Below are 12,218 nucleotides of genomic sequence, written 5' to 3'. Positions count from 1 at the left end.
ATGGAAGGCAAGACACTTTACATAGATTATTCCAAATGCATCGGCTGCGAGACCTGCGAGGCGGTCTGCGGATTCATCCACGACACGCCGCGCATCCACATGACCCGCACGCGCGACGGCCTGATGGTACCGCTCTACTGTCGGCACTGCGAGGACGCGCCCTGTGCCAGGGCGTGCAAAAAAGGGGCACTGGTTCGCGACCGCGACGGCGCCCTTGTGCTGCAGCCCATGCTCTGCCGCGGCTGCGAAACGCGCCAGTGTCTGCTGGCCTGCCCGTTCGGGGCAATATTCCTTACCTCGACGGGAGTTGCGGTGCGCAAATGCGACCTGTGCGCCTCACGCCGCGACATCGGCCTTGGCCCCGCCTGCGTGGAGATGTGCCCCTGCGGCGCGGTCATGCACGTGGAGCGCGACACCGTTCCCGAACTGTGCACGCAGGAGTCCGAAGAGGCCCTGAAACGGGTCATCGCGCACATTCGCCCGGCTGTGAAGCGACCCAAGTGACCGACGGGACTTTTCAAAATCTCGTAAAACGGCTACAATCCGGCCTGTTGCAATTCACAAGGAGACCCGCATGAAACTTATACTGATACTTTTCGCCTTTTTCCTCGGCTCCCTGCCCTTCGGGCTTTACGTAGCCCGCACGTTCAAGGGCATCGACCCGCGTGAGGGGGGAAGCCGCAACACCGGCGCCACCAACGTGGCGCGCCTTTGCGGAACCAAGTACGGCATAGCAGTGCTGGCCTTAGACCTGCTCAAGGGATTTCTGCCGGTCGTCATGGCCACCCAGCACGGCGGATGGTTCTTCACCAGCCTCGTGATGGTCGCCGCCGTTTTCGGACATGCCTATTCTCCCTTCCTCGGCTGGAAAGGCGGCAAGGCCGTGGCCACCTCGGTGGGCGTCTTTCTCGGTGCATCCTTCTGGATCGGCCTGATCGCCTCCGCCGCCTGCATCGGCGCGGTGCTGCTTTCCGGCTACGTGAGCATGGGTTCGCTGACGTTCGCCGTCATGCTGCCGGTGCTTTCCCTGCTCTCCGGCTGCATCGAGCTCCTGCCCGTCTCGCTCATCATCATGTTGCTGATCTTCTGGAAGCACAAGGAGAACATCCAGCGGCTGTCGAGCGGTCAGGAAAAGCCGTGGCGTCGTTCCAAGTACACTGAAGGCGAGGAAAAGGCCTGGCGGACGTTCGACACGTCCGACGAAGACAAGTAATCCCAAGGCCCGCTCCGGCGGGCCTTTTTCCGCTTCGACCAACACGGACGAACGCCGGGGACCACTCATCATGCACATGCAAGCCGACCTGACCGACACCGACACACCGGTGCGCTACGCCTGGTACTCCGTTGCCGCCTCGCTGCTCACGCTTGGAATGAAGTTCGGTGCATGGGCCATGACCGACTCCGTGGGGCTGCTCTCCGACGCCGCAGAGTCTTTCATCAACCTCGCCGCGGGACTCATGGCGCTTACCGCCATCACCATCGCCATGCGCCCGGCAGACGAAAGCCATGCGTACGGGCACGGCAAGGTCGAATATTTTTCCAGCGGCGTGGAAGGCGTGCTGATCATCATCGCGGCTGTCGGCATCGCGTGGGCATCCTTCGACCGTTTCCTGCACCCGAGACCGCTGACAAGCCTCGGCCCCGGTCTGATTCTCGCAGCGGTATCCTCGGTGGTGAACTTCGTCACCGCCAAGATCATGATGCGTGCGGCAAACCGATTCGATTCCATCACCCTCGAAGCGGACGCGAAACACCTGCTCACGGACGTCTGGACCTCGCTCGGTCTCGTGGCCGGACTCTCGGTGCTCATTCTGTTTCCGGAATACACCGTCCTCGACCCGATCATCGCCGTACTCATGGCAGCCAACATCGTCTGGACCGGCGTACAACTGGTTCAGCGCGCCATCAAAGGCCTCATGGATGACGCCCTGCCAGAAGAGGAACTCGAAATCATTGCCGAGGCCATCCGGGGCCGCGCGGGAGTCGATGCGGTGTTTCACGGACTCAGGACTCGCAAGGCCGGAGCCCTGCGCTTTATTGATTTCCACCTGCTCCTGCCCGGAGCCATGAGCGTCAAGGAATCGCACGATCTGTGCTGCGACATCGAGGACGACATCAAGCATAAGCTCGACAGCGCGCAGATCACCATCCACGTGGAACCGCTCGAAGACCGAGCCTCGTTCGACGGGAAGGAGACCGGCGGCGCCTGCCAGCATGTGCTTTCCGGCGGGTCCGAGGGACCTGTCCTGGAATAGCCTTCCTAATTCGGAAGGTTGTCGAGAATCTCTTCCACCAGCGGCTCAAGCGAAGGTCTATCCAGCGCGGAGACGGGCAGGGCGTCCGGGAACACGTTGCCCATGGTCACCCGCTCATCTTCGCCCAGCCGATCCCACTTGTTCAGCGCGAGAATGGTCGGGGTGTCATCAAGATCCATCTCATTGATGATGCTGCGCACCGCCGCCACCTGCTCCTCCACTTCGGGATGCGAGGCATCCGCCACCAGCACCATGACATCCGCGGAATCGAGTTCCTCCAGCGTCGCCCGAAAGGCTTCCTGAAGGTCCGGCGGAAGCCGCCGGATGAACCCGACCGTATCGGTCAGCACCACTTCGCGCTCACGCGGGAAGCGGATGCGGCGGCTGGTGGGGTCCAGCGTCGCGAAGAGCTTGTTTTCCGCCAGTACTTCCGAGCCGGTAAGGGTGTTGAGCAGCGTTGACTTGCCCGCGTTGGTGTACCCCACAAGGGAGACGATGGGCAGTCCGGCCTTGGCACGGCGTTCACGGGTCTGCCCGCGCCGTTTGCGGACCTGATCCAGCTCCTTTTTGAGCCGGGTCAGACGGTCCCTTGCGCGGCGACGGTCGATCTCAAGCTTGGTTTCACCGGGACCGCGTCCGCCGATGCCGCCAACTAGCCGCGACATGGCCCTGTTCTTGCCCACGAGCCGGGGAAGCGCATATTTGAGCTGGGCCATCTCCACCTGCAGCTTGCCCGAGCGGCTGGTGGCGTGCTGGGCAAAAATATCCAGGATGAGCTGTGTGCGGTCGATGATCTTGCGTTCCGTCACCTCGGCGAGGTTGCGGATCTGGGCCGGGGAAAGGTCCTGATCAAAGACGATGACTCCGGCGTCGGCCTGAAGCGCCTTGACCTCCAGCTCGGCCAGCTTGCCCTTACCCATGATGAACTTGGGGTTGAGCTTGCGCACGCGCTGAATCATGGTGCCCGCCGCGTCGAGCCCGGCGGTTTCCGCCAGATCGGCCAGCTCTTCGAGGGAAAGCTCCTGCACGTGTCGCGGCGCGGTGTCCACGCTGACAAGCAGCGCACGGTTTTCGTCGCTGACTTCGGCGGTTCCGGCCGAGCGCGCCAGCTCGTCCTCCAGCGCTTCCACCGTGGCGGCGAGGTCTACGTCGAGTTGGTCCCAGCGCACCGGGTCCAGCACTTCGTAGCTGCGCCCCTCCACCTCCGTGGGCAACAGATAGGCAACCTGTGCGGCAACGGGCTGTCCCTGCTCGCACATGAGCGCACACACGCTGTCCAGCCGCAAAAAGACCATGTCCATGAGGTCTTCCTGTGTCAGCTTTTCACCACTTATGTGGGTATGCAACAGCCGCAGGCCGCGCAGACGGCGGGAACCCAAACGGGCGCGGGGCAGTTTAGGGATGTAGATGGAGCCGGTATCGCCCACGAGCACCATGTACGGCTTGCCCGCACGGTCGATGAGCAGCGCCACCTGCCGGCCGATGTCCTCACTGATGGAGGCCAGCTCCCGGGCCTGCTCCGGGGTGAATCCCGAATCAACGGGATAGGAACGAAAATACAGTCTGTTTAGTCTTTTGAGCTGACTCGGTTTTAATCCCTGCGTATTGCCGCGCGCCTTCTGTGCTATGGGAGTGCTCCTTTGGTTTCACGCCTGTGGCGTCGCCGTCGCATGGTGGTTTTGCCGATGGGCAAAAGGTGCGGCGGCACGAAAAAATGTTCTTGAACCAGAATACCCGAGATCGCCCCTTGGGCTCAAGAAAAACGTCCTCCCCGTGGTCGGGGAGGACGATAATCCGTCTTATTCCTCGTGAGAGGCCAGATACTGCGAAATCATGCCATCGTAACGACTGGTGAGCTCAAACGTACGGGCGGCCATTTCCTTGCGGAAACCAAGGGTCAGACCGTTGCCCTTCAGCTCTTCCATGATGCGCTCATAGTATTCGGGGCCGGGCACCACCGCGATGCTGTGGTAGTTTTTCGCGGAAGCGCGAAGCATGCAGGGACCGCCGATGTCGATCTGCTCCACCGCGTCCTTGAGCGGCAGTTCCTGCTCGGCCGCCTTGGCGAAGTCGTAGAGATTGACGCAGATGAGGTCGAACGGCGCGATGTCCAGTTCGGAAAGGGTCTGCATGTGGGACGGGTCATCCTTGTCGGCAAGGATTCCGCCGTGGATCCGCGGGTGCAGGGTCTTGACCCTTCCGCCGAGGATTTCGGGAAATTCGGTGACGTCGCTCACGGAAGTGACGGGAAGTCCGGCTTCCGCAATCTTCTTCTTGGTACCGCCGGTGGAAACAAGCTCAACGCCGTTGTCCACGAGGAACCGGGCGAAGTCCACAAGGCCGCTTTTATCGGTGACGCTCAGCAAGGCGCGTTTGACAGGCAACAAGTCCATTCACAACCCCCTAATGGTTTTTGGGTGGTTGTGCCGGATTTGCACCGCAAAGGCAAGCGGCGGGCGCACTGCCCCGCTGATATGATCACGACGCTCCCGGCCTCGCGAGAGGCTGATCCCCCGCGCTCGCGCCGCCCTTTGCGACGGGCGCGGGGGACCAACGGGAGGGGAGATACCGTCGGCTACGCCTGAATCTGGTTCAGGAGTTCGGTGGCCGCCTCGTGCTCGGGGTCGGCTTCCAGAATCCTGTTCAGATGGTCAACGGCTTCGTCCTTGCGCTCAAGGCAGACGAGGCAGCCGGCCAGGGAGTAGCGCACTTCCTTGTTGTCGGGGGCCACTTCCAGATGGCTCTCCAGGAAGGGCATGATCTCCTTCAGGCGGTCGAGCTCATGTCCCAGCCGAATGAGGCTGAACAGGGCGACCATGTTTTCGGGGTTCTTCCGCAGGGCGTCGGCAAACTGTTCGAAGGCGGCTTCGTGTTCACCGAGTTCCATGCGGATGAGCCCGATGCCGGAAAAACTCTTGTCGGTGGGCTCGATTGCGTGGGCCTTGCCGTACATCTCAAGGGCTTCCTCAAGTGCACCGCGCTGGATGGCTACGGTAGCCAGACCGATGTAGGGATCGGAATGGATGCCGTTGGAACCGATGGCCTTGAGGTAGTATTCCTCGGCCTTTTCGAGTTCACCCATGAACAGGTAACACTCACCCAGTTCCTTGTTGATTTCGTAATCAAGATGACCACTCATGACATTTCCCCTCCAAAGGATGTCCCGTCCGGTTTGTGGTTGTGGACGGAAGTTGTTGTCAGGCGAATGTGCCTGAGCACTCTTAAGCAACGCGTGTGCCAAAACTCGCAATAAAAGCTCATACCCACCGGGCAGGAAACGATACACACCTGTAAATATCCAAAATCAAAGATTTAATAAACACCACCCCTCACGATTCGCCTCATTTCACAGGAAATGGAACTATTTGCCACCACCGCACCAGCCATGAAGCTGACACTTCGCCCCGCCCGGAACGCATGACTCCGCATCATGCGCAACAAAAAGCATTACAAAACAGTCACTTGAATACGTTGGAACACCGATTGCTTAAGCTCATCCGAAACCGCCCGGAATTTTTTTCCGGCCACGGGGAGAAAACGGCTGAAAATGCAGGAGACACAGGCATGAAAGGACTTTTCGGATCACACATCCACCTTACCGCAAAGGTTCTTGACCTCCGGCTGGAACGTCAAAACGTTGTCACCGGAAACATTGCGAACCAGAACACCCCGAACTACCGGCCCCGCAGGCTTGAGTTCGAGGACAAGCTGCAGGACGCTCTGGCCCTGGATCAGCGCGGCAAAATGACGCGCACCCAGAAGAGCCACCTCCCGGCAGCGTTCGACGCCAACTCCTTTGAAGGCAACAACTGGAAGGAATTCCACGCCAAGCAGGTGTACGGTGAAGACTCCGTGGACATCGACAAGGAAATGTCCACCATGGCCAAGAACTCCATGATGTACAACGCATTGAGTCAGGTCATTAAGAAGAACTTCACCGGCATGGATAAAGTCATCACCAAGGGGAGCATGTAATCATGGATTTCATGACCGCCTTAGATATCAGCTCATCCGGCCTCAAGGCGCAGCGTTCGTATCTGAACGTCGTGTCCATGAACCTCGCCAATGCCCGGACCACCCGCACCATGGAAGGCGGGCCGTACCGCCGCAAGAGCGTGTCCTTCGAGTCCACCCCGGTCTACTCGCCCTTCGATCAGGCCATGTGGGACCAGAAGAACCGCGACCTGCACGGCGTCAAGGCCACGGGCGTGGTCAACGACAACCGCCCGTTCAAGCAGGTCTTCGACCCCAGCCACCCGGACGCCAACGATCAGGGCTACGTCTTTTACCCGGACATCAACGTGGTGGAAGAAATGGCCAACATGATCACCGCCACCCGGTCTTACGAAGCAAACGTCCAGACGGTTCAGTCCGTCAAGCGCATGTTCATGAAGGCCACGCAGATCGGCGCAGGCTAGGAAGCCGAGGAGTAAGAGACGATGAATATCAAGTCCGCAGCAGCAATGCAGGCATACGGCAGGGCCATGGCGCAGCAGAAACAGCAGCGCGAAATGACGGCCAAGGTCAGCGAGAACCTCAAGAAGCCGGAACAGCCCAGAACGCCCTTCGGCGACACCGTGGAAAACTCATTGAAGCGGGTCAACGAACTGCAGGGCGAAAAGAAGAAGATGATCGAAGAGTTCGCGTCCGGCAAGAACCAGAACGTGCACGAACTCATGATCCACATGCAGAAGGCCGGTCTTGCCATGTCCATGACCACGGCCGTAAGGAACAAGGTCATGACCGCCTACCAGAAAGTCATGCAGATGCCCCTGTAGCCCTGACGGGTTAAAGAAACCAAGAGCGACGAGCCACCCAGCGGAGAGAAACCATGCCGAGCTTCATCACAGACATCTGGAACAAGGTTACCAACTTCTGGTCCGACCGCACCCTGCCCCAGCGGGTTCTCATCGGCGGACTGGCCGTGTCTGTCATCCTCGCCTTCATCCTGATGGTCTACTGGATGAACCGGCCCGACTACAAGGTGCTCTACACCAAGCTCTACCCCGAGGACGCCTCCAAGGTCGTGAACATGCTTCAGGCCTCCAAGGAACCTTACAAGCTGCAGAACAACGGCTCCACCATCCTCGTGCCGGCGGACCGCGTCTACGAACTCCGCCTCAAGATCGCGGGCGAAGGCAACCTGCACGGGCAGGGCATCGGCTTTGAAATTTTCGACGAGATGAAGATCGGCCAGACCGACTTCGTCCAGCACGTCAACTACACCCGCGCCCTGCAGGGCGAACTGGCCCGCACCATCAGCGAGTTTCCCCAGGTGGAGCGCGCACGCGTTCATTTGGTCATCCCGGACAAATCCCTGTTCATCGAAGAACAGGTTCCGCCGTCCGCCTCCGTTGTGCTCAAGCTCAAGAACGACGGCAAGCTCGACGACAAGGAAATCCGCGGCATCGTCAATCTCGTGACCATGTCCGTGGAAGGTCTCGACGACAAGCACATCACCGTGACCAACATGAAGGGCCTGCCGCTTTACGAGCCGCAGGACGACGAGACCGGCGTGGGCATGTCCAACACCCAGCTCGACTACAAGACCACCTACGAACGCAAGCTCGAACGCCGCATCATGGAACTGCTCGGCCCCGTGGTGGGTCCCGAGAAGGTCGTCGCCCGCGTCAACGCGGACATGGACTTCAGCCAGAAGACCATCCGCAAGGAAACCTACGATCCCGACGGCGCCGTGGTCCGCTCCGAGACCCGCAGCGAGGAAACCACGGAAGGCGCGGCCTCCATGGCCGGCGGCGAACCCGACGTGAACTTCCGCGGCGACGGCTTCACCGGCACGCAGACCACGCAGGACTCCAGCCGCGAAACGCGCACCACCAACTTCGAAATCAACAAGCAGGAAGAAAACATCATCGCTCCGGTGGGAGAGTTGCAGCGCCTGAGCATTGCGGTTATCGTGGACGGAACGTACGTTGAAAACGAGGACGGCACGTTCACCTACCAGGAACGCACCGCCGAAGAGATGGAAAAAATCCGCAATCTCGTCAGCAATGCGGCCGGTTTCGATCAGGTCCGCGGCGACTCCGTGGAAGTGACCAACGTCTCCTTCGGCGAACCCGAAGCGGTGGACTCCCAGACGCTGATGCGCACCATGCTGGAATACGCGCAGCGCCTCGGAAAGCCTTTCCTCAACGGCATACTGATCTTCCTCTTCCTGATCCTGGTCGTCAGACCGGTGATCATGGCCCTGATCCGCCCCCGCGTCACCGAACATGACGTGGAAGAAATGGCGGGCCTGCCCGGCGCAGAGCGTCTGGCACTGGAAGAGGAGGAAGTGGACGAGGAAGCTCTGGACACCACGCGTCGTCTGGAGAACGCCAAGGCCCACGCCTCCCAGCTCTCGGAAGAGAACATGGATCAGGCTGTGCGTCTGCTCAAGAGCTGGCTCACCCAGGAGGCTTAGACCGTGAGCGACTTTTCCGGCCCCCAAAAAACCGCCATCGTGCTGCTCGCAATGGGCGAGAAATTCACGGCGGACGTCTTCAAGCGCCTGGAGCGAAACGAGATTGCGGCCGTCTCCAAGGCCATGCTCGAAACCGACTCCATTCCCAAGGAACAGGTGCTCGAAGTCCTGAAGGAATACAACGAAGCCCTTGCCTACGGTGCGGAACTGCTCGTGGGCGGCGCGGAACAGGTCAAACGCATACTCACCAAGTCGCTGGACGCGGAAACGGCGAAGTACATCATGGACATGCTGGATCTGGATACCGGACCCACACCGTTCCAGGAACTGGAAAACGTCAGCCCCCGCATCCTGGCCCAGATACTCAGGAACGAGCACCCGCAGACGCTGGCGCTCATCCTCGGACACCTGCAGTCGGATCAGGCGGCAGAGCTTATCAGCAACCTTCCGGCAGGCGTCCGCGCCGAGGTGCTCATGCGCCTGGCCAAACTCGAAGCCGTGGCGGAGGACATGCTCATGGAAGTCGACAAGGTCCTGCAAAGCCAGCTCATCGCCATGGGCGGCAAGGAAGGCAAGAAGGTCGGCGGCGTACAGGCCGTTGCCGAGATTCTCAACGCGGTGGACCGCAACACCGAGGAGGACGTCCTCTCCGAGATCGAGGAGGAGTCCACCCAGATGGCGGAAGACATCAGGAACCTCATGTTCGTCTTCGAAGACATCAAGCAGCTCGAAGACGTGGCCATCCGCGAAGTGCTCAAGGAGGTCTCCAACGAGGACCTCACCGTCGCCCTCAAGGGAGCCAGCGACGAGCTCAAGGAAAAATTCTTCAAGAACCTGTCCGAACGCGCCAGCACCATGATCCGGGAAGACCTTGAGATCATGCCGCCGAAGAAGCTCTCCGAGGTGGAAAGCGCCCAGCAGAACGTGGTCAAAACCGTGCGCAGGCTGGAGGACGAGGGCAAGATAGTCATCAGCAGAGGTAGCGGCGATGTCTTCGTCTAGCGCTGACGAACCGGTCAGAACCCGCAATTCCGGCCGGGTCATCATGGGCATGGACACCCCCGGGCCCAACGAAATGAGCCTTCAGGAGCTTGAAGGAAAGAAGCGCCTGATGTGGGACGAGTCCATCGACGAGGAATACACCGCCCGCGTTCGCGCCCGCGCTCAGGCCATGGCCAAGGACATCCTTGCCAAGGCCATGCAGGAGGCCGAACAGCTCAAGGCGTCCGCCCATGAGGAAGGCTACAACGAAGGACTCGCGCAGGCGCAGCAGCAGCTCGACCAGCACGTGTCATCCATCGGCCAGACGTTTCAGGCAACGGTTGAATCACTGAACAGTCAGGGGCGCAACCTCTGGAGCGACAGACGCGACGACATCCTCAAGCTGGTGAAGGCCGCCGTGGCCAAGACCATTCAGGTGGAGCTTTCCGAGCAGCGCGTCGAATCATTGACGGCCCTGCTCGAAGAGGCCCTGAGCAAGCTTGAGGAACAGCGCGAACTGACCATCCGCTGCGCCCCGCAGGATCAGGAGCTTCTGGACGAACTCATGCGTCAGGCCAAGGAGCGCAATCCCGGCATCGGCCACTGGCAGCTGCGGCCCGACCCGGCGCTGGAAAACGGCGGCGTTGTCGTGGAGACCGCGCAGGGCCGGGTGGACAACACGGTGGATTCCCGCTGGGCCGCCGTGGAACCCATCCTCGAACAGATGACGCTGACACAGACGTCGCAGGACGAATCCCCGGAAAAGTAAATGGGCATCGACTGCACGGACTCGATCAATCTTCTCGAAGAGCTGGACCCGTGCCAGAGCTTCGGCAAGGTCACCAAGGTGGTGGGCCTCATCGCTGAAGGTCAGGGCATCAAGGCACCGCTCGGCGCGGTGTGCCATCTCATGCCGGACGACGAGAGCGAACCCATCGCCGCCGAAGTGGTGGGGTTCCGCGACCGCTCGTGCCTGCTCATGCCCTACCGCGACATGCGCGGCATCGGCCCGGGCAGTCTCATCCGCAACTCCAACGTCCCGCCGCATATCCCGGTCAGTTCCGAGATGCTGGGCCGGGCCGTGGACGCCTTCGGCGAACCGCTGGACGGCAAGGGAGCCTTCGCCCCCACGGGATACAGCCCCCTGCACCGTGAAGCCCCGAACCCGCTGGAGCGCCCCCGAATCCACGAACCACTCGACGTGGGCGTTCGCGCCATCAACGGCCTGCTGACGCTCGGCAAGGGCCAGCGCGTGGGCATCATGGCTGGCTCCGGCGTGGGCAAGTCCACCCTGATGGGCATGATGGCCCGCTACACCGAGGCCGACGTGAACGTCATCGCCCTCGTTGGCGAACGCGGTCGTGAGGTGGTGGAATTCATGGAAAACAGCCTCGGCGAGGAAGGCATGGCCCGCAGCGTCATGGTGGTGGCCACCAGCGACAAGAGCCCGCTCATCCGCCAGCGCGCCGCCTACACAGCCACGGCAATCGCCGAATACTTCCGCGACGAAGGCAAAGACGTCCTGCTCATGATGGACTCGGTGACGCGCTTCGCCATGGCCGGACGCGAAGTGGGACTCGCCGCGGGGGAACCGCCGACGCGCGGCGGTTACACGCCGAGCGTGTTCGCGCATCTGCCCCAGTTGCTGGAGCGCGCGGGCAAGAATCCCAAGGGCTCCATCACCGGCATCTACACTGTGCTCGTGGACGGCGACGACTTCAACGAACCGGTCTGCGACGCCGTGCGATCCATCCTCGACGGGCACATCGTCCTGACGCGCGAGCTTGCGGATCAGGGCCACTACCCTTCGATCGACGTGCTCAAGAGCGTCAGCCGACTGCGCTCCGACATCACCCCGGAACAGGTACAGCAGGACGGACGCGAGGTAACGCGCCACATGGCGACCTTCAACCGCGTGGAAGACATGGTCAACATCGGCGCATACAAAAAGGGCGCGAACCCGGAGGTGGACAAAGCCATCGCCATGGTCGGCCCCATAAACAACTATCTTCGCCAGCTCGTCACCGAGCAGTCAACACTGGACGACGCCTACGGCAGGCTGCACGACCTCGCCGGCAAGTAGCCCCTATTCCTCAAGACTGGCGGGAATCCCTTTCACCATCTCGCGAATCTCGTCGCGCACCCGGCGATATACGTCGATGCGAGCTTCCTCGTCCTCCAGCTCCTTTGCCAGCGCTGGCGGATCATCGAATCCCTTGTGCACTCTTTTGGCTGATCCGGGAAAGAACGGACAGGTCTCGTTCGCATGGCCGCAGAGCGTCACCACGTAATCAAACTCCATTTCTGGCAGCTCGGTAACCAGTTTGGAATCGTTCGCCGAAATATCCACGCCTTCCTCGGCCATGACGCGCACGGCATAAGGATTGATGCCGTGTTTTTCGATGCCGGCCGAAAACGCCGCAAGGTCCGGCCTGAGATGCCGGGCCCATCCCTCAGCCATCTGGCTGCGGCAGGAATTGCCGGTACAGAGAAAAAGTATTTTCTTCATTGCGTTCCCCTTGAATGCAGACAGCAATACACCGGGCCCGCCCCATGAA

At 60.8% G+C, this 12,218-nt stretch carries 14 protein-coding genes; 10 read left to right on the top strand and 4 right to left on the bottom strand.

Annotated features, from left to right (window positions below):
* The 3 genes from B149_RS0108885 (at nt 1) to B149_RS0108875 (ending at nt 2,255) form a co-directional block, all read left to right on the top strand.
* Nucleotides 1–504, top strand: a complete 504-nt coding sequence (locus B149_RS0108885; protein WP_018124834.1) for a 4Fe-4S dicluster domain-containing protein — start codon at nt 1–3, stop codon at nt 502–504.
* 70 nt (nt 505–574) lie between these two features.
* Nucleotides 575–1,213 carry a glycerol-3-phosphate 1-O-acyltransferase PlsY gene (plsY, locus tag B149_RS0108880; protein WP_018124833.1) on the top strand — a complete coding sequence of 213 codons (639 nt, stop codon included), beginning with the start codon at nt 575–577 and terminating at the stop codon, nt 1,211–1,213.
* A 70-nt stretch (nt 1,214–1,283) separates the two neighbouring features.
* Nucleotides 1,284–2,255: a cation diffusion facilitator family transporter gene (locus tag B149_RS0108875; protein WP_018124832.1), complete on the top strand. Its 972-nt coding sequence runs from the start codon at nt 1,284–1,286 to the stop codon at nt 2,253–2,255.
* 5 nt (nt 2,256–2,260) lie between these two features.
* Here the strand turns inward: B149_RS0108875 and hflX are convergent, their stop codons facing one another.
* The 3 genes from hflX to B149_RS0108860 all read right to left on the bottom strand — a co-directional run bounded on the left by hflX (nt 2,261) and on the right by B149_RS0108860 (nt 5,394).
* The gene (gene hflX / locus B149_RS0108870; RefSeq protein WP_018124831.1) at nt 2,261–3,727 is read right to left on the bottom strand and encodes a GTPase HflX; all 1,467 of its coding nucleotides are present in this window, start codon (nt 3,725–3,727) and stop codon (nt 2,261–2,263) included.
* A gap of 327 nt (nt 3,728–4,054) precedes the next feature.
* Nucleotides 4,055–4,648 carry an IMP cyclohydrolase gene (locus tag B149_RS0108865; RefSeq protein WP_018124830.1) on the bottom strand — a complete coding sequence of 198 codons (594 nt, stop codon included), beginning with the start codon at nt 4,646–4,648 and terminating at the stop codon, nt 4,055–4,057.
* Nucleotides 4,649–4,830: 182 nt separating this feature from the next.
* Nucleotides 4,831–5,394: a tetratricopeptide repeat protein gene (locus tag B149_RS0108860; RefSeq protein WP_018124829.1), complete on the bottom strand. Its 564-nt coding sequence runs from the start codon at nt 5,392–5,394 to the stop codon at nt 4,831–4,833.
* Nucleotides 5,395–5,819: 425 nt separating this feature from the next.
* On the opposite strand from B149_RS0108860, the gene flgB reads away from it, so the two are divergent.
* Genes flgB through B149_RS0108825 form a run of 7 tightly spaced genes read left to right on the top strand, consistent with a single transcriptional unit; the run spans nt 5,820 to nt 11,743 of the window.
* Entirely contained in the window at nt 5,820–6,230 is a 411-nt protein-coding gene (gene flgB, locus B149_RS0108855) for a flagellar basal body rod protein FlgB (protein WP_018124828.1), read from the top strand.
* 2 nt (nt 6,231–6,232) lie between these two features.
* Nucleotides 6,233–6,673: a flagellar basal body rod protein FlgC gene (gene flgC, locus B149_RS0108850; RefSeq protein WP_018124827.1), complete on the top strand. Its 441-nt coding sequence runs from the start codon at nt 6,233–6,235 to the stop codon at nt 6,671–6,673.
* Nucleotides 6,674–6,694: 21 nt separating this feature from the next.
* A complete protein-coding gene (fliE, locus tag B149_RS0108845; RefSeq protein ID WP_018124826.1) occupies nt 6,695–7,033 on the top strand; it encodes a flagellar hook-basal body complex protein FliE in 339 nt (112 codons plus the stop codon).
* 53 nt (nt 7,034–7,086) lie between these two features.
* The gene (fliF, locus tag B149_RS0108840) at nt 7,087–8,679 is read left to right on the top strand and encodes a flagellar basal-body MS-ring/collar protein FliF (RefSeq protein ID WP_018124825.1); all 1,593 of its coding nucleotides are present in this window, start codon (nt 7,087–7,089) and stop codon (nt 8,677–8,679) included.
* A 3-nt stretch (nt 8,680–8,682) separates the two neighbouring features.
* Nucleotides 8,683–9,681: a flagellar motor switch protein FliG gene (gene fliG, locus B149_RS0108835; RefSeq protein WP_018124824.1), complete on the top strand. Its 999-nt coding sequence runs from the start codon at nt 8,683–8,685 to the stop codon at nt 9,679–9,681.
* Nucleotides 9,668–10,429 carry a FliH/SctL family protein gene (locus B149_RS0108830; protein ID WP_018124823.1) on the top strand — a complete coding sequence of 254 codons (762 nt, stop codon included), beginning with the start codon at nt 9,668–9,670 and terminating at the stop codon, nt 10,427–10,429. The genes fliG and B149_RS0108830 overlap by 14 nt, the downstream gene beginning before the upstream one ends.
* Nucleotides 10,430–11,743: a FliI/YscN family ATPase gene (locus B149_RS0108825; RefSeq protein ID WP_018124822.1), complete on the top strand. Its 1,314-nt coding sequence runs from the start codon at nt 10,430–10,432 to the stop codon at nt 11,741–11,743.
* 3 nt (nt 11,744–11,746) lie between these two features.
* On the opposite strand, the gene B149_RS0108820 is transcribed toward B149_RS0108825, so the two are convergent.
* Nucleotides 11,747–12,169: an arsenate reductase ArsC gene (locus B149_RS0108820; protein WP_018124821.1), complete on the bottom strand. Its 423-nt coding sequence runs from the start codon at nt 12,167–12,169 to the stop codon at nt 11,747–11,749.
* Nucleotides 12,170–12,218 lie beyond the last annotated feature (49 nt).

This window comes from Desulfovibrio oxyclinae DSM 11498 (assembly GCF_000375485.1).
Taxonomy (GTDB): domain Bacteria; phylum Desulfobacterota; class Desulfovibrionia; order Desulfovibrionales; family Desulfovibrionaceae; genus Pseudodesulfovibrio; species Pseudodesulfovibrio oxyclinae.
This window is presented reverse-complemented; position numbering and strand designations above follow the sequence as displayed.